Annotated in this window: 14 protein-coding genes; 12 read left to right on the forward strand and 2 right to left on the reverse strand. The window is 65.9% G+C overall.

Features of this window, described 5'->3' with window-relative positions; translation table 11 throughout:
- Positions 1-8: 8 nt before the first annotated feature.
- From VFG40_RS03110 to VFG40_RS03135, 6 genes are all read left to right on the forward strand, one after another.
- Entirely contained in the window at positions 9-2192 is a 2184-nt protein-coding gene (locus VFG40_RS03110; protein WP_414649236.1) for a RelA/SpoT family protein, read from the forward strand.
- Positions 2193-2289: 97 nt separating this feature from the next.
- Positions 2290-2676, forward strand: coding sequence for a RidA family protein (locus VFG40_RS03115; RefSeq protein WP_324894785.1), 387 nt, complete (start codon positions 2290-2292; stop codon positions 2674-2676).
- A gap of 80 nt (positions 2677-2756) precedes the next feature.
- The gene (gene recG / locus VFG40_RS03120; protein ID WP_324894787.1) at positions 2757-4865 is read left to right on the forward strand and encodes an ATP-dependent DNA helicase RecG; all 2109 of its coding nucleotides are present in this window, start codon (positions 2757-2759) and stop codon (positions 4863-4865) included.
- Between the two features lie 77 nt (positions 4866-4942).
- Complete coding sequence (locus VFG40_RS03125) at positions 4943-5884, forward strand: nucleoside hydrolase (RefSeq protein ID WP_324894789.1); 942 nt, start codon at positions 4943-4945, stop codon at positions 5882-5884.
- An 82-nt stretch (positions 5885-5966) separates the two neighbouring features.
- Complete coding sequence (locus VFG40_RS03130; RefSeq protein ID WP_324894791.1) at positions 5967-6212, forward strand: type B 50S ribosomal protein L31; 246 nt, start codon at positions 5967-5969, stop codon at positions 6210-6212.
- Between the two features lie 282 nt (positions 6213-6494).
- On the forward strand, positions 6495-7790 hold the full coding sequence (locus VFG40_RS03135; RefSeq protein ID WP_324894794.1) for a citrate synthase: 1296 nt from the start codon (positions 6495-6497) through the stop codon (positions 7788-7790).
- Between the two features lie 94 nt (positions 7791-7884).
- Here the strand turns inward: VFG40_RS03135 and VFG40_RS03140 are convergent, their stop codons facing one another.
- Together VFG40_RS03140 and VFG40_RS03145 are read right to left on the reverse strand one after the other, a co-directional pair.
- Entirely contained in the window at positions 7885-8556 is a 672-nt protein-coding gene (locus VFG40_RS03140) for a hypothetical protein (RefSeq protein WP_324894796.1), read from the reverse strand.
- Between the two features lie 73 nt (positions 8557-8629).
- A complete protein-coding gene (locus tag VFG40_RS03145) occupies positions 8630-11152 on the reverse strand; it encodes a penicillin-binding protein 1A (RefSeq protein WP_324894822.1) in 2523 nt (840 codons plus the stop codon).
- A 250-nt stretch (positions 11153-11402) separates the two neighbouring features.
- Here VFG40_RS03145 and pilM point away from each other — a divergent pair, with 250 nt between their 5' ends.
- The 6 genes from pilM to VFG40_RS03175 form a co-directional block, all read left to right on the forward strand.
- Positions 11403-12461, forward strand: coding sequence for a pilus assembly protein PilM (gene pilM / locus VFG40_RS03150; RefSeq protein ID WP_324894798.1), 1059 nt, complete (start codon positions 11403-11405; stop codon positions 12459-12461).
- Positions 12461-13156: a PilN domain-containing protein gene (locus VFG40_RS03155; protein WP_324894800.1), complete on the forward strand. Its 696-nt coding sequence runs from the start codon at positions 12461-12463 to the stop codon at positions 13154-13156. Before pilM ends, VFG40_RS03155 begins: the two co-directional genes overlap by 1 nt.
- Positions 13153-13812, forward strand: coding sequence for a type IV pilus inner membrane component PilO (gene pilO, locus VFG40_RS03160; RefSeq protein ID WP_324894802.1), 660 nt, complete (start codon positions 13153-13155; stop codon positions 13810-13812). The genes VFG40_RS03155 and pilO overlap by 4 nt, the downstream gene beginning before the upstream one ends.
- Positions 13809-14357: a pilus assembly protein PilP gene (locus VFG40_RS03165; protein ID WP_324894804.1), complete on the forward strand. Its 549-nt coding sequence runs from the start codon at positions 13809-13811 to the stop codon at positions 14355-14357. Before pilO ends, VFG40_RS03165 begins: the two co-directional genes overlap by 4 nt.
- Positions 14358-14377: 20 nt before the next feature.
- Positions 14378-16603, forward strand: coding sequence for a type IV pilus secretin PilQ (locus VFG40_RS03170; RefSeq protein WP_324894805.1), 2226 nt, complete (start codon positions 14378-14380; stop codon positions 16601-16603).
- 171 nt (positions 16604-16774) lie between these two features.
- On the forward strand, positions 16775-17408 hold a 634-nt coding region (locus VFG40_RS03175; protein ID WP_324894807.1), incomplete at its 3' end, for an AAA family ATPase.

Here is a 17408-nt window from a genome sequence, read left to right on the forward strand (position 1 = left end):
GCGCCTGTCTGAGCGGGCAGCGCATTCCCGCGCCCATCGCTCCGGCCGATCCCACGGACGCCGCGGCGCTGCCTGATTATGTGCTGGCCCTGAAGGGCTGCCTCGCCTACCTTGCCGACGAGCAGATCGAACGCGTGATCCGCGCTTTCCGGGTCGGCGCGCTTGCCCACGCAGGCCAGGCCCGCAAGAGTGGCGAGCCATACATCACCCACCCCATCGCCGTGGCCGGCATCCTTGCCGAACTGGGCCTGGACGCCGAGACCATCATTGCGGCGATCCTCCACGACACGCTCGAAGACACCCAGCTCAGCCGGGTGGAGCTGGCGGCGGAGTTCGGCGATACGGTGGCCGAGCTGGTGGATGGAGTCACCAAGCTGGACAAGATGCGATTCAGCAACCGCCAGGAGGCGGATGCGGAAAGCTTCCGCAAGATGCTGCTGGCGATGGCGCGCGACATCCGCGTGATCCTGATTAAGCTGGCCGATCGCCTGCACAACATGCGCACGCTGGGGGCAAAAGACGCGCCCTCGCGTCGCCGGATCTCGCGCGAGACGCTGGAGATCTACGCCCCGATCGCGCAGCGCCTGGGCATGAACAAGTTCAAGGCCGAGCTGCAGGATCTGGGCTTTCGCGGCCTCTATCCCGATCGCTACCGGGTCATCAGCGAGCGCATCCGCGCCGCGCTGGGCAACCGGCGCGAGGCGATGGGCAAGATCGAGACCGCGCTGTCGCAGCGGCTGGCCGCCGACCACATCGAAGCGCGCGTGGTGGGAAGGATCAAGTCGCCGTGGAGCATCTACTCGAAGATGCTCGGTGACCACAAGACCTTCGCCCAGCTGATGGACGTGTACGGGTTCCGGGTGGTGGTGGACAGCGCAATGCACTGCTACATGGCACTCGGCGCGGTGCATACGCTGTACAAGCCGGTCGATCGCCGCTTCAAGGATTTCATCGCCATTCCCAAGGCCAACGGCTACCAGTCGCTGCATACCGTGCTGCTGGGGCCGTTCGGCGCGCCCATCGAGGTGCAGATCCGCACCGCCGAGATGGACTCCGTCGCCGAGCGCGGCGTGGCGGCGCACTGGGCCTACAAGACCGACTCGGGCCCCGCCAACAGTGCGCAGGCGCGGGCACGCGAGTGGTTGTCCTCACTGGCCGACAGCCAGGCCAACACGGCCTCGTCGAGCGAGTTCATCGAGAACGTCAAGATCGACCTGTTCCCCGACGAGGTCTATCTGTTCACCCCGCGCGGCGACATCCTCTCGATGCCACGCAACGCGACGGCGCTGGATTTCGCCTACGCCGTGCATACCGACGTGGGTCACCACGCGGTGGCCGCGCGGGTGGACAAGAAGCTGGTCCCGTTGCGCACGCGGCTGGAGTCGGGGCAGCTGGTGGAGATCATCACCGCGCCCTCGGCGGTACCCAATCCGGCCTGGCTGGAGTCGGTGGTCACCGGGAAGGCGCGCACGGCGATCCGGCAGTTCCTCAAGCATCTGCAGCACGAGGATGCAGTCGACTTCGGCCATCGCATGCTCGATCGCGCGCTCGATGCCCTGGGCAGTAGCCTGGACGGCATGGCGCCGCCGGTGCTCGACCGCTTTCTGGCCGAGGCCAAGCTGCCACGCCTGGAAGAGCTGCTCGCCGACATTGCCTTGGGCAACCGCATGCCCGACGTCGTGGCGGCGCAGCTGGTCGCCAGCCGCGGCATGGGTGCCCGCTCGCCCGCCCCGGCCGGGACGAGCAGCGAGAAGATCCGCATCACCGGTGCCGAACGCGGCGTGCTCAGTTTCGCCAACTGCTGCCATCCCTTGCCGGGCGACGACATCGTTGGCTACCTGTCCTCCGGCAAGGGCATCGTGGTGCATCGCGAGGAGTGTCCGAACGTTGCGGAGCTGCGCAAATCGCCGGAGCGGAAGGTGTCGATCGAGTGGGATCGCGACGTGCAGGGCGACTACCGCGCCGAGCTGCGCATCGAGGTCATCAATCGGCCCGGCGTGCTGGCCACGGTGGCGGCAGCCATCGCTGACGCCGACTCCAACATCGAGAATGTCGAATACGTCGAGCGCGACGCGGCGGCGGCCACGCTGTTGTTCACGATGGAAGTGAAGAGCCGGCGCCACCTCGCCGAGGTAATCCGTCGGGTGCGCCGCACTGGCGTTGTCAGCGGCGCGCACCGCTACCCGCTCTAGGGCTGCGCAAGCCACGGGTGCCGCGCGCGGCTTGTCTTTGGCGGCAGTGGCGTTGCACGATGCCGACCCGCGTTTTTCACCGCCTCCGGAAGCTCCCATGACTCGCACCATCATCATCACCACCGCCGACGCCCCGGCCGCCATCGGGCCGTATTCGCAGGCAGTCCGCGCGGGCGCCACCGTGTACTTCTCCGGTCAGATTCCGCTTGATCCGGCCACCGGCGCGCTGGTCGAAGGCGACATCGCGACCCAGACGCGTCGCGTGTTCGACAATCTCGCCGCTGTGGCGAAGGCTGCCGGTGGCACGCTGGAGCAGGTTGTCCGCGTGGGCATCTACGTCACCGATCTGGCGCACTTTGCGCAGGTCAATGCCGTCATGGCCGAGTACTTCCAGGCGCCTTATCCGGCGCGCTCCACCATCGAGGTGTCGGCCTTGCCCAAGGGTGCCCAGGTCGAGGTGGATGCGGTGATGGTGCTCGACTGAAGCGCCGGCGCGGCCGCGGCTGACACCGGCGGGTGCGGACACCGCTGCAGCCGCGCGGCATGCTCCGCTACGCTTGTCCGATGCCATCACGCCCCCAGCCCGCGATCGCTCCTTCGGCCGTGTCGTTGCGCCCGGTTTCCTCCTTGCCCGGTGTCGGCCCCGCGCTGGCGCAGACGCTGGCACGGCTCGGGCTGGAGCGCCTGCAGGACCTGTGGTTCCACCTGCCGCTGCGTTACGAGGACCGTACCTGCCTGATGCCGCTGGACGATCTGCGTCCGGGCGATCGCGCGCAGGTCGAGGCGGTGGTTGACGCGGTCGAGCGCGGCTTTCGCTATCGGCCCCAGCTGAAGGTGACCGTGAGCGACGCATCGGGCGCCAGCCTGATGCTGCGCTTTTTTCATTTTCATCGAGCGCAGGCGGATCTGCTCAAGCCGGGTACGCGGCTGCTCTGCTATGGCGAGGTCCGACTGGGGGCGCAGGGGCTGGAGATGGTCCACCCGCAGTACGAGCGGCTCGCCGGCAGTGCGCCCGCCGTCCTGGATGCCCTGCTCAGCCCGATCTACCCAACCACCGAGGGACTGGGTGCCAAACGCCTGGCAAGCGTGGTGACCAAGGCGCTGGCGCTGTTGCCGGACGACGCGGAACTGGAGCTGATTCCGCCGGCGCTATGTGCGGCGCATGGACTGACCTCGCTGCGCGATGCCCTGCTCTACGTCCATCGGCCGCCGGCGGACGCCAACCTCGCGCAACTGACGCAGGGACGCCATCCGGCGCAGCAGCGCCTCGCGTTCGAGGAGCTGCTTACCCAGCACCTGAGCCTGCGCCGGATGCGCGCGGCGGTGCGCATGCGTCGCGCGCCCCGTCTCGCCGGGCCGGGACAGCTGCCCGCGCAGCTGCTCGCGAGTCTGCCGTTCCGGCTGACCGGCGCACAGCGACGCGTCGCCGACGAAGTGGCTGCGGATATTGCCCAGGCCAAGCCGATGCTTCGACTGGTGCAGGGTGACGTGGGTTCGGGCAAGACCGTGGTGGCGGCGCTGGCGGCGCTGGCGTCGGTGGAGTCCGGCTACCAGGTGGCGCTGATGGCGCCCACCGAACTGCTGGCCGAGCAGCACCTGCGCAATTTTCGTCAATGGCTTACGCCGCTGGGCATCGCGGTGGAGTGGCTGGCCGGCAAGGTCCAAGGCAAGGCGCGCCAGCAGGCCTTGCAGCGCGTGGCCGCTGGCGCGGCGGTGGTGGTGGGCACGCATGCGCTGATGCAGGAGGGCGTGAGCTTCGGTCGGCTCGGGCTGGTGATTGTCGATGAGCAGCACCGCTTCGGCGTGCATCAGCGCCTGGCCCTGCGCGACAAGGGCAGGGAGGGCGATCAGGTGCCGCACCAGCTGGTGCTCACGGCCACGCCGATTCCCCGCACGCTGGCGATGAGCGCGTACGCCGACCTGGACGTGTCTTCGATCGACGAACTGCCGCCCGGGCGCACGCCGGTTCACACCATGGCTGTCTCCAACGCGCGCCGCGCGGAGGTGATCGAGCGCATCGCCAGCGCCTGTGGCGAGGGTCGCCAGGTCTACTGGGTGTGCACCCTGATCGAGGAGTCGGAGCAGCTGCGGGCGCAGGCGGCCGAGGTCGCCCACGCCGAGCTGTCGCTGGCGCTGCCGGGCCATGGCGTCGGGTTGATCCACGGGCGCATGAAGCCGCGCGACAAGCAGGCGGTGATGGATGCCTTCAAGGCGGGCGAGCTGGCGGTGCTGGTCGCGACCACGGTGATCGAAGTGGGCGTGGACGTGCCCAACGCGAGCCTGATGGTGATCGAGAACAGCGAGCGACTGGGCCTGGCTCAGCTGCACCAGCTGCGCGGGCGGGTTGGCCGCGGGTCGATCGCATCCCATTGCGTGCTGCTCTACCAGCCGCCGATCGGCCAGCTGGCGCGCGAGCGCCTGCAGGTGATGCGCGAGACCAGTGACGGCTTCCGGATCGCCGAGAAGGATCTCGAGCTGCGCGGTCCGGGCGAAGTGCTCGGCACGCGCCAGACCGGCCAGCTCACGTTTCGCATCGCCGATCTGGCGCGCGATGCGCACCTGCTCGATGCGGTCCAGCAGGTCGGCGAGCAGATGCTGCGCGACTGTCCCGACGACGCCGAGCGGCTGATCGAGCGCTGGATCGGCGGCGCGGCCCGCTACGCCCACGCCTGAGCGAGGGCGGGGCGTTCAATTGTCCGGCTGCTCCGCGCGCCGTAAGCTAAAACGCTTTGCCCCGTGAAGTAGAGCGCATGACCAAGCCGCAACTGCTGATTGATACCGATCCCGGCGTCGACGACGCGCTGGCCATCCTGATGGCCCACGCCCACGGGGATGTGGCCGGCCTCAGCGTGGCGGCGGGCAATGTCGGCCTGGCGCACACGATGCGCAACGCGCTCACGCTGGTGGATCTGCTCGGCGTGCGCACCCCGGTCTTTGCCGGCTGCGCAACGCCGCTGGTGCGCCAGAGCGACGAAGACGCCGCGTTCGTGCACGGCAGCGACGGTTTCGGCGACATCGGCTTCGCCGAGCCCATCGCCACGGCGCAGGAGGAGGTGGCGGCGCAGGCGCTGTTGCGGCTGACCCGGGAGCGGCCGGGCGAGTTGACGCTGGTGGCGCTGGCACCGCTGACAAACCTTGCGCTGGCGTTGCGGCTGGATCCGACCCTGCCGGAGCGGGTGGCGCGACTGGTGGTGATGGGTGGGGCAGTCACCGGCGTGGGCAATACCGGCAAGGTGCCGGCCGAGTTCAACATCGGCTTCGATCCCGAGGCGGCGCATGTCGTGTTCGAGTCGTTTCCGCAGTTCGACCTGGTCGACTGGGAAGCCACCCTGCGTTATGCGTTCGACGATACGCAGTTCGACCGCTGGCTGGCCGCGGGGGATCATCGCGCCGACTTCTTCGGCAAGGTGTTCGGCACCGCGCGGACCTTCAACGAGGCCCACGCCCGTCGTGGCGTGATCGCGGCGGACGCACTGGCCATGGCTGTCGCCATTGATCCTGCCATCGTTACTCGCGCCGAGCGGCGGCACGTGGCCGTGGAGCTCGACGGAAGCCTCACCCGCGGCGCCACCGTGGTGGACTGGGCCGGTCGCAGCAGACGCGAGCCCAACGCCAACATCGTGCTGGAGATTGATGCCGAGCGCTTTGCCGCCATGGTGCGTCATGCGCTGGGTGCGCCGACTGCATCGTGAGCCTGCGGGACCTCCCTGGTTGACCCGCAGGCGCGACGGTTTGTACAATGCCGCTCTTTTCACCCACCGCTTTGAGCCTGTCATGAAGCCCGATATCCATCCGAATTACCGCCCGGTGGTGTTCCAGGACCTGTCGTCCGAGTTCGCGTTCCTCACGCGCTCGACGATCGCGGCCAAGGAAACCGTCAAGTGGGAGGATGGCAACGAGTACCCGCTGATCAAGGTGGATATCTCCAGCCATTCGCATCCGTTCTACACCGGCAAGCAGAAGACGCTCGATGTGGGCGGCCGCGTCGACAAGTTCCGTCGTCGCTACGCACAGAAGTAATCGCCACCGGCGCGCGCAGGCGTAAGCTGCGTCGCCAAGGCGGTGTTGAACACTAGATGACGAGCACGGGGCAGGCGATGGCTTGCCCCGTGCTTTTTTGCGCGCCTGGAGCACCATGCGGCAGCGCATGCCAGTCGGGTTGATGTGCGATAATTGCGGGCCAAGGTGCCGCGGCACCTGCCGCAGCGACGGACTTTCCTGACCGGCGCTGCTCCCGATTCCCTCGCCGATCGCCACCGCTGCCTGGTGGCCGCGGCGGTGACATACGCGAAGGAGGTTTCCGTGTCCGACCCTAAGATCGTCAAGCTCACCGATGAGTCGAGCCATCGCAGCAGCGAGTTGCCGCTGGTAAGCGGTACGCTCGGTCCGTCGTGTATCGATCTCGGTGGCCTGTACAAGGACACCGGCCATTTCACCTACGACCCGGGTTTTGGCAGCACCGCGAGCACCAAGAGTGCGATCACCTACATCGACGGCGACGAGGGTGTGCTGCTGTATCGCGGCTACCCGATCGAGCAGCTGGCCGAGCACTCCAGCTTCCTGGAAGTGTCCTACCTGCTGCTCAACGGCGAGTTGCCGAAGAAGGAAGAGTTCGCGACCTTCGAGCACGAAATCACGCATCACACGATGATGCATGAGTCGCTGAAGAACTTTTTCCAGGGCTTCCATCACGACGCTCACCCGATGGCCATGCTGGCCGCGTCGGTGGCGTCGCTGTCGGCCTTCTACCACGACGATCTGGATGTCGATAACGCCGAGGACCGCAAGCTCGCGGCGATCCGCCTGATCGCCAAGATGCCGACGATCGCCGCTGCCGCCTACCGGTACTCGATCGGCTGGCCGATGCGCTACCCGCGCAACAACCTCGAGTACGTCACGCGCTTCCTGCACATGATGTTCGAGGTGCCCAGCGAGCCGCTGACGCTCAACCCGGTGGCAGCCAAGGCGCTGGATCTGCTGTTCATCCTGCATGCCGACCACGAGCAGAATGCTTCCACGTCCACGGTCCGCCTGGTCGGCTCCACCGGCGCCAACCCGTATGCGTCCATCGCCGCGGGCATCACCGCGTTGTGGGGTCCCGCACACGGTGGCGCGAACGAGGCGGTGCTGAAGCAGCTGGAAGAAATCGGTTCGCCGGACAATGTGGATACGGCGGTCAAGCGGGCGAAAGACAAGAACGACAGCTTCCGCCTGATGGGCTTCGGCCATCGCGTCTACAAGAACTTCGACCCGCGCGCCAAGATCATTCGCGAGATGTGCCACAAGGTGCTGGCCGAGCTGGGCGTCAAGGACCCGCTGCTGGACGTGGCGATGAAGCTGGAGGAGGCGGCGCTCAAGGACGAGTACTTCGTCGAGCGCAAGTTGTATCCGAACGTCGATTTCTACTCCGGCATCATCTACAAGGCGTTGGGTATTCCCACCGAGATGTTCACGGTGATGTTTGCCATCGCGCGCACCTCGGGCTGGATCGCACACTGGATCGAGCAGCACGAGACGCCCGGCGCCCGCATCGGACGCCCGCGCCAGGTGTATACCGGCGCCGCGCCGCGTGACTTCGTGCCGACCGGCAAGCGCTGACGCCGATCCCGCTGCGGTTCGGGCGGACGCTCAGGAAAGAAAAAGCCCCGGCATGCCGGGGCTTTTTTTACGGGTCGAGCCCAAAGCCTCGGAGTCAGCGTAACGCGGCGAGCTTGCGCTCGAGGTCGGACGCACCGTCGCCGTCATGCAGAAGCTCTTCGACGGCGGCCAGGCTGGCGCGGCGCATTGGCCGCTCGTCGACGCGATCCAGTGGCGGCTGGCGCAGCGCGTCCACCGGCAGCACGGTCAGGTCGAACGGCAGCCCATCCGCGGAAAACACCAGTACCGGGTAGTCGGCGGACTCCACCGGGCTCAGCCGCAGGCGCCGGGTCTGTGCCTCGAACGGCACGCCGTGCTCGTGCAGGAAGCGCAGCAGCTCGTCGGGGTCATCGCTGAATACGTGCAGGCATACCGCCGAGTGCGCGTCGGCGGTGCCTTCGAGCACCGCTCCAACCAGCCTCGGCTCGTAGGCGGCCAGGAAGCGCATTGCCTCGATGGCCGCCTCCCGGCATTGCCTTACCCGTTGCGGCTGGCTGTCGGCGTGGAAAATGCGCTGATGCTCGCGCAGTGCCTGCTCGATCTCGTTGTTGCGCGGCAGGCTCTGCGCATCGGCGATGCCGAGCCGCTCGGAGGCCTTGATCTTGGCGTGATGGAAGTCACGGATGCCGTGCTCGCTCATCAGCCGCGCAGCTTCCTGGGCGATGCGCAGCCGGTTGCGCTGCAGGCGGTCATGGGCGTGGATGCGGTGATGCTCGCCTCGAGCCATGTCTCGCTCCTTCATCAGACGAAGTGTCGGCCGCAGCGCGGCCGACGGTGCGCCAGCATCCTACCCCGCGTGCTCAGAAAATGTCGTAAGCGTGCTGCTTGTCCTGCTCTTGCTGCTGCTGGGCCGCCTGGCTGCGCAGCTTGTCGAGGTCTTCGACTTTGAACATCTCGCTCATTGCATTGGGCGCGCCCGGCGTGGCGGGCAGGCCGCTGGACCGGTCGATCGCGATGGTGCTGATGCCCGGCGGCATCGGCAGCGAGTTCATCGGCGCGTCCTTCAGCGCGCTGCCCATGTAGTCCATCCAGATTGGCAGGGCCGCCTGCGCGCCGAACTCGCCCACGCCGTTGGCGCGTCCAAGCGAGCTGAAGTCGTCGAAGCCGACCCAGGTGGCGGTGGCGAGGTCGCCATTGAAGCCGACAAACCACGCGTCGCGGTGGTCATTGGTGGATCCGGTCTTGCCGGCCAGATCCTCGCGACCCAGCGCCCGCGCGGCCGCCCCGGTGCCGCGCAGGATCACGTCCTTCATCAGCGAGGTGACGAGATAGTCGGTGCGGATATCCAGCACGTGGGGCGCCAGCACGGGTGGGGCCTTGGCATCGTCGTGCGTGTCGCTCGGCAGCACCGTGTTGCCGACGTCGGCCAGGGTGCTGCTGCTGGCGGGCTGGCTTGCCGTCGCCGCGGTTGGAGTGTCGGCCGGCGGCGGACCCGGTGGCTGGGTTTCCAGCAGGCGTTCCTGGCAGGAACGGCACGCACGCGCCGGGTTGGCCAGATAGACCGGCTTGCCGTCGCGGTCGTCGATCTCGCGGATGAAATACGGCGTCACCAGGTAGCCGCCGTTGGCAAACACGGCGTAGCCACGCGCCATGTCCATCGGCGATACCGAAGCGGTACCCAGCGCCATCGACAGGTTCGGCGGCAGCGCGTCCAGCGAGAATCCGAAGCGCGTCGCGTACTCGCGGGCGTAGCGCACGCCGATCGCGTCGAGCAAGCGCACGGACACCAGGTTCTTCGATTGCACCAGCGCCTCGCGCAGTCGGATCGGGCCGTCGAACTTGCCGTCGTCGTTGGATGGTGTCCACAGGCCGCCCGGCTTGGACGGGTCGGGCAGCGCCAGCGGAGCGTCGTTGACGATCGACGCCGGGGTGAAGCCGCGGTCGAATGCGGCTGCGTAGATGTATGGCTTGAAGCTGGAGCCTGGCTGACGCGCCGCCATGACGGCACGGTTGAACTTGCTGCGGGCGAAGTTGAACCCGCCGACGAGTGCCTGGACCGCACCGTCCTCCGGTGCGATCGACGCCAGCGCGGCCTGCGCCTTCGGGATCTGGCCGAGCTCCCACGCTCCCTTGTCGTTGCGCGACAGGCGCACGATGTCGCCGCGTTTGAGCACCGCGTCAACCCGCTTCGGCGGAACGCCTGCGCGAGTGTCGCTGATGAACGGCCGCGCCCACGCCACCGCTGCGAGGTCCAGCGTGGCGCTGTCGTGGGCCGCCATGTATACGGTGGCCTGGTCCGCGGACGCGGCCGTGACGATGCCTGGCACCATGCCCGACAGGCTGTTGTAGCCGGACAAGGCGCTGTCGTAGTCGGCCAGCGCGGCACCATCGGCGAGGTCGACATGTGCTTCCGGTCCGCGCCAGCCATGCCGGCGGTCATACGCCACCAGCCCGTCCCGGAGCGCATTGACTGCGGCGCTCTGCCGTCCGCTCTGCACGGTGGTCTTGACCACATAGCCCTCGGTCAGCGCATCGTTGCCGAGGCGGTCCAGCACTTGCCGGCGCACCATCTCGGCCAGGTAGGGTGCGTCCACCTCGATCGGCTGCTCATGCGCGAACGCGTGGTTGGGCTCCTTGATCGCCTGCCCGTATTCGTCCTTGCTGATGTAGCGATGCGCCAGCATCTGACCGAGCACCCAGTTGCGACGCGAGAGCATGCGCTGCGGGTTGTTGATCGGGTTGACCGCTGACGGCAGCTGGAAGGTCGAGGCTATGGTGGCGCACTCGGCGACGGTCAGCTGGTCCAGCGTTTTGCCGTAGTAGTACTCGGCCGCGGCTGCCACACCGTAGGAGCGATGGCCGAGGAACATCTTGTTGAGGTAGAGCTCGAGGATCTGGTCCTTGGTCAGCTCTTTCTCCATCCGCAGCGCGATGAAGATTTCCGTCAGCTTGCGCGAATACAGCTTCTCGGGGCTGAGGAAGAAGTTGCGCGCCACCTGCTGGGTGATGGTGGAGCCGCCGGAGCCCTTGTCGCCGCCGGATATCACCACGTGCCAGCCGGCGCGCGCGATGCCGTGCCAATCGAACCCGGGGTGGGTGTAGAAATCGGCGTCTTCTGCCGACAGCACCGCGTGCTTGAGTCGCTCGGGCACGTTGGCTATGTCGACCGGGATGCGGCGTGTCTCGCCGAAAGTGGCGATCAACTTGTCATCGGCCGTCACCACCCGCAGCGGAACCTGCATGCGGTAGTCCTTCAGGACGGACACCGACGGCAGGCGGGGAGCGAGCAACCAGTAGGCCACGCCGAGTGCCAGTACGCCGAGCAGAACTCCGGAGAAAGCCAGGATCAGTGCCCAGCGCAGCAAACGCTTCAAAATTCGCATCATGTATGAGGTAGCGAGACCTGAGTCAAAACGTGCCAGAGTATAGATGTTGCAGTATTCACTGCATCAGCGGCCGCCGGCGCAGCAAGAAGCAGGCCAGAGAGACGGGTTGACTTAAATGTGTGTCTGATCACGCCAATGAGTCGAGAAAGTCTCCGTATACCGTTGCTATTGCGTTAATTTTTGGATTTAATGCCAGCGCACATCCACCGGGATCCGGCTGGAGTGTCAGGGGCAAGGGGGAACAACCGTGGGTCTTTTTACACCCAAGAAGCCGCCGCTTATTGGTGTCGACATCAGTTCGACTGCCGTAAAGCTGCTGCAGCTGAGCCAGGCTGGTGGCCGTTATCGCGTGGAACACTACGCGGTCGAGCCGCTCCCCCCCAACGCGGTCGTTGAAAAGAACATCGTCGAGGTCGAGGCGGTCGGTGAGGCGATCCGTCGCGCGCTGGCGCGATCGGGCTCGAAGCTCAAGCACGCCTGCGCTGCGGTCGCCGGTTCGGCAGTGATCACGCGCATCGTGCCGATGTCCGCGGAACTGTCCGACGACGACCTTGAGGGACAGATCCAGGTCGAGGCCAACCAGTACATCCCGTACCCGATCGACGAAGTGAGTCTCGACTTCGAGGTGATGGGGCCGGTGCGCGACAACCCCGACATGAACAACGTGCTGTTGGCGGCCTCGCGCACCGAAAACGTCGACATGCGTGTCGCGGCGCTGGATCTGGGCGGCCTCGCCGCACGGGTCGTCGACGTGGAGGCCTTCGCTCTCGAGAACGCGTTCGCCATGCTCGCTGACCAGCTCAACGTCGGGCGCGACGCACTGGTGGCCGTCGTCGACATCGGCGCCACCATGACCACGCTCTCGGTGCTGCGCAACCAGCGCACCATCTATTCGCGCGAGCAGGTGTTCGGCGGCAAGCAGCTGACCGACGAGATCATGCGCCGCTACGGACTCTCCTACGAGGAGGCCGGACGCGCCAAGCGCAAGGGTGGCTTGCCCGAGTCTTACGAGACCGAGGCACTGGAGCCGTTCAAGGAATCGCTCACCCAGCAGATCAGCCGCCTGCTGCAGTTCTTCTTTGCCGGCAGTGAGTACAGCAAGGTTGACCAGGTCGTGCTCGCCGGTGGCTGCGCGTCCATCGAGGGGCTCGGCCCGATGCTGGAAGAGCAGCTGGGCGTGCCCTGCGTGGTGGCCAATCCGCTGGCCCGGATGTCGCTTTCCTCGCGAGTGCAGGCGCAGGCGCTGGCCCAGGACGCACCGGCGCTGATGATCGCGGTCGGGCTCGCGCTGAGGAGTTTCGACTGATGGCACATATCAATCTCCTTCCGTGGCGTGCGGAGCGGCGCAAGCAGCGTGAACGCGAGTTCTTCATGCAACTCGGAGCCGCCCTCGTGGCAGGTCTGCTGTGCCTGTTCGTCTGGGGCTGGTGGATGGGCATGCGCATCGACAACCAGAACGAGCGCAATGGCTACCTGACCACCGAGATCAAGCAGCTCGACGAGAAGATCGCCAAGATCAAGGACCTCGAGAAGGTTCGCGAGCGCCTGCTGGCGCGCAAGCAGATCATCGAGCAGCTGCAGGCCAACCGGTCGCAGATGGTTCACCTGTTCGACGAGCTGGTGAAGACGATTCCCTCCAGCTCGCGCCTGACGGGTCTCAAGCAGAGCGGCGACTCCATGTCGCTCGAGGGCGTGGCGCAGTCCAACGCGAGCGTCGCCGAGTACATGCGCAACATCGAGGCGTCGCCCTGGATGGGGCATGCCGATCTGCGCAAGACCGAAAACGTCCACAAAGACCTGCGCATGCCTTACACCTTCGGCCTGAACGTGTCGCTGAGCCGGCCCAAGGACGATGCGCAGACGGGAGGCGAAGTGATGAAGGATGCCGCGGGTAACACCAGCGATCCCAAGGGGGCGACGAAGGCATCTGCGACGGCGCCTGCCACGGCTGCTCCGGCGGCACCCACGAAAGCGCCGACGGCGGGAGGGGCCAAGTCGTGAAATTCTTTGACGATCTGCGTAGCCTCGATCGCAACAACATCGGAGCCTGGCCCCAATCCATCAAGGTCTTCTTCACTGCCTTGGTGTTTGTAGTGATCGGCTTTCTCGGCTGGTACCTGTATATCAGCGACCAGCAAGACTCGCTGCAGACGCTGGCGGCGAAAGAAGAGCAGCTCAAGCAGGAGTTCGCCCAGAAGCAGGCCAAGGCGGTCAATCTGGACGCCCTGCAGCAGCAGCTCGATGAGATGCAGGACATGCTTCGCCAGCTGCTGCGTCAGTTGCCCAGCAAGACCGAGATGCCGGAGCTGCTGGTCGATATCTCGCAGACGGCGCTGTCGGCCGGCCTCGAGGCTGACCTGTTCCAGCCCGGTGCCGAGACGCCGAAGGACTTCTACGCCGAGAAGCCGATCACGCTTCGCATGATCGGCACGTACCACCAGTTCGGCACGTTCATCAGCGGCGTGGCTTCGCTGCCGCGAGTGGTGATCCTGACCCTGCACGACGTGTCGCTCACTCCCAAGGCGGGAGCGGAAGGCTCGGGCAAGCTGGTGCTGCAGGGAACGGTCAAGACCTACCGTTACCTCGATGACGACGAAACCGCCGACGCCAAGGCGAAGGCGGCTTCCAGCAAGAGCAAGAAGAGGGGGCGGAAATGAGCCTGTCTTTCGCCAGGAACAATCGTTGGGTCCGAGTGGGGGTGATCGGCCTGGCGCTGCTGTCCCTCGCCGGATGCACCCGCGGCATGTCGGACCTGCGTGACTGGGTGGCCAAGGAGAAGGCGCGCAAAGGCGCACCGATCCAGCCTCTGCCCGTGATCCGCACTTTCGAGACCTTCGAGTACACCGATCAGGGCGATCGCGATCCGTTCAGCCCGAGCTCCGCCGAACTGCAACCGGCGGCGAGCGCCGCAGCGTCGACGGGGCCCCGGCCGGATCAGGATCGAGCCAAGCAGCCGCTGGAGATGTTCGCCCTCGACAGCCTGAAGATGGTCGGTACCGTTGGTGCGGGCAAGAACATCGAGGTGCTTATCAAGGATCCGCAGGGCGTGATCCACCGCGTGCACACCAACGAATACATGGGCCAGAACTATGGCCATATCACCGCGATCAGCGACGATCATGTCGATCTCGTGGAACTCATCTCCAACGGTAATGGTGGCTGGATGGAACGTCCGGCCAGCATCGCGCTCGGCGAGAAATAGGAAACACAGGGGCTGATGCAATGAGCAACCAAACCACACCTGTTCAGGGCCGAATCATGCGCCACGCGAGCCGTTATCTGGTGATGACCATGCTGGCCACGGCCGCGTTCTGGTCCCAGTCGGCACTTGCTGCCACCGCGACCCTGAAGGACATCAGTTACGACGTGCTGCCTGGCGGTCGCGTGGAACTGCACATGAACTTCGACCAGGGCCAGGTGCCGCAACCGAAGATCTTCACCACCGGCACGCCGCCGCGCATCGCTATCGACTTTGCCGATACCGACAACAGCGCGGCTCGCCATCTGGACATCGGCCAAGGTTCGACCTCGGGCGTCTCGGCGGTTTCCGCCGGCGGGCGCACCCGGGTGGTGATCGAACTGATGCGCGAGTCGACCTACGTCTCCCGCGTTGACGGCAACAGTCTGGTGCTCACCGTCAACAACGGCAGCGCCGCGCAGACCACGACCACCGCCGCGACCGTCGATCCGTCCAAGCGCCTGCCCTCGGCCAGCAGTGGTCCGGCGGTGTCGAACGTGGACTTCCGCCGCGGTCCCAAGGGCGAGGGTCGCATCCTGGTCAACTTCAGCGGCGCCGGCGCCAACGCCAACATGCACCGTGAAGGCGACAAGGTGATCGTCGACCTGGAGCACGTCAATCTGCCGGCGAGTCAGGCGCAGCGACTGGACGTGCTGGATTTCGCCACGCCGGTGCAGTCGATCGTCACGCGCGCCAGTGGCAATGGCGCTCAGATGGAGATCAACATCTCCGGCAACGTCGAGACCTCCGCGTACCAGACTGCCGACCAGTACGTAGTGGAAGTGGCGCCCAAGAAGAAGGACGCCTCGACCTCCACGGTCGCCAAGGGCCAGGAGCCGGTCTACAACGGCAGCCGCGTCACCTTCAACTTCCAGGACATCCCGGTGCGTTCGGCGCTCCAGTTGCTGGCGGATATCTCCGGCCTGAACCTGGTGGCTTCCGACTCCGTCGGCGGCAGTGTCACGCTGAGACTGGTCAACGTGCCTTGGGATCAGGCGCTTGACGTGGTTCTGCGTGCCAAGGGCTTGGACAAGCGTCGCAGCGGCAACGTGGTCTGGATTGCTCCGCAGCGCGAGCTGGCCGATTACGAGCAGAGCGTGGCTGACGCCCGCATCAAGGCGGAAGACAATGCCGAGCTGGTCACAGACTACGTGCCGATCAGTTACGGCAAGGCCTCCGACATTGCCAAGCTGCTGACTTCAGGTGCCAAGCAGGGCGGCGGAAGTGGCGGTACCAACAATCGGGGCTTCCTCTCACCGCGCGGCAGCGTGTCGTTCGACGACCGCACCAATACACTGCTGATCAACGATAACCCTGACAAGATCAAAGAGATCCGGAACCTGATTGCTGTGCTCGACAAGCCGGTTCAGCAGGTGCTGATCGAGTCCCGGATCGTGGTAGCGACCGACCAGTTCACTCGCGAGCTGGGCACCAAGTGGGGCGTTCAGGGGCTGCACACGACCAGCGGCGGCAACGTGGTCACCACCTCACCGACGGCCGGCAACAACGGCGCGGCGAGCCTCGCTATCGAGCGCGGCAATAACAATGCCGGCGCATCGAATGCCACCGGGGTGACCACTTACCAGACGGGCGCCGGCGGCTTCAACGTCAATCTGCCAGTCACCAATGCAGCAGGAAGTCTGGGTCTGGCGATCCTCGGTGCGAACTATTTGGTTGATCTGGAGCTCTCGGCCGCGCAGACCGAGGGCCGCGGTGAGGTCATCTCCAGTCCTCGCGTGATCACGGCCAACCAGCAGGAGGCGGTCATCCGCCAGGGTCAGCAGATCGGCTACGTCACCTATCAGAACAGCGCCACCGGTGCCGGCGGCAGCGGTACCGCCACGGTGCAGTTCAAGGACGCGGTGCTGGAGCTTAAGGTCACGCCGACGATCACCGCCGACAACCGCGTCTACCTGAAGATCAACGTCAAGAAGGACGCGCTCGCTGCCTTCATTGATGCCCCGGGCAGCGGCAAGGTTCCGCAGATCGACACCCGCGAGCTCAATACGTCGGTGCTGGTGGACAACGGACAGACGGTGGTTCTCGGCGGCATCTACGAGATCACCAAGTCCAACGGCATCACCAAGGTGCCGGGTCTGGGCGACATCCCGGGTCTGGGCGTGCTGTTCCGCAAGACGACGCGACAGAACGACAAGGCCGAGCTGCTGATCTTCGTGACGCCGCGCATCCTCAGCGACACGCTGCAGTAAGCGCACCGCCGCAGATCAAGGAAAGGGTGGCTTCGGCCACCCTTTTTTTTGCTCGCGCACCATGGCGATCCGCGAGCAGCGTGCATGACCATCGGGCTATGCGTGCCCGGCAGTGCAAACTTCCATGCTGAAATGGTGTCTTACGCACCGCTTCATTCACTGGAACCCCGGATGACCGACACCGCGCACGCCAGCACCGGCACGCCGCTGCAACACTCGTTCGCCCAGCTGCGCGAGCACCTTCAGCAGGCCATCATCGGCCAGCCGCACCTGATCAACTGCCTGCTGGTCGCTCTGCTCGCGGACGGCCACTTGCTGGTCGAGGGCGCCCCCGGACTGGCCAAGACGACTGCGGTAAAGGCATTGGCTGCGTGTATCGACGCGGACTTCCACCGCGTGCAGTTCACGCCCGACCTGTTGCCGGCGGACCTCACCGGCACGGACGTCTTCCGGCCGCAGTCGGGCAGCTTCGAGTTCGAGCGCGGGCCGCTGTTTCACAACATCGTGCTGGCCGACGAGATCAACCGCGCGCCGCCCAAGACCCAGGCCGCCATGCTCGAAGCCATGCAAGAGCACAAGCTGACGGTGCTGGGCAAGGCGTTTCAGCTCGATCAGCCGTTCTTGGTGATGGCCACCCAGAACCCGGTCGAGCAAGAAGGGACGTATCCGCTGCCCGAGGCGCAGTTGGATCGCTTCATGTTCTTGGTGGAGGTCGATTATCCGGATGAGGACGAAGAAATTCGAATCGCGCGGACCACGACGGGCGACGCGCTGCCCGAATTGGAGCGGCTGCTCGGCGCCAAGC

Origin of the sequence: Dyella sp. (assembly GCF_035685805.1) — a bacterium.
GTDB lineage: Bacteria > Pseudomonadota > Gammaproteobacteria > Xanthomonadales > Rhodanobacteraceae > Dyella_A.

Excerpts from the sequence above, each read along its gene's own strand:
- VFG40_RS03145 (WP_324894822.1), bottom strand. The coding sequence starts at position 11,152 with ATGCGAATTTTGAAGCGTTTGCTGCGCTGGGCACTGATCCTGGCTTTC.
- VFG40_RS03125 (WP_324894789.1), top strand. The coding sequence starts at position 4,943 with ATGACCAAGCCGCAACTGCTGATTGATACCGATCCCGGCGTCGACGAC.
- VFG40_RS03155 (WP_324894800.1), top strand. The coding sequence starts at position 12,461 with ATGGCACATATCAATCTCCTTCCGTGGCGTGCGGAGCGGCGCAAGCAG.
- recG (WP_324894787.1), top strand. The coding sequence starts at position 2,757 with ATGCCATCACGCCCCCAGCCCGCGATCGCTCCTTCGGCCGTGTCGTTG.
- VFG40_RS03170 (WP_324894805.1), top strand. The coding sequence starts at position 14,378 with ATGAGCAACCAAACCACACCTGTTCAGGGCCGAATCATGCGCCACGCG.
- VFG40_RS03165 (WP_324894804.1), top strand. The coding sequence starts at position 13,809 with ATGAGCCTGTCTTTCGCCAGGAACAATCGTTGGGTCCGAGTGGGGGTG.
- VFG40_RS03115 (WP_324894785.1), top strand. The coding sequence starts at position 2,290 with ATGACTCGCACCATCATCATCACCACCGCCGACGCCCCGGCCGCCATC.
- VFG40_RS03140 (WP_324894796.1), bottom strand. The coding sequence starts at position 8,556 with ATGGCTCGAGGCGAGCATCACCGCATCCACGCCCATGACCGCCTGCAG.
- VFG40_RS03130 (WP_324894791.1), top strand. The coding sequence starts at position 5,967 with ATGAAGCCCGATATCCATCCGAATTACCGCCCGGTGGTGTTCCAGGAC.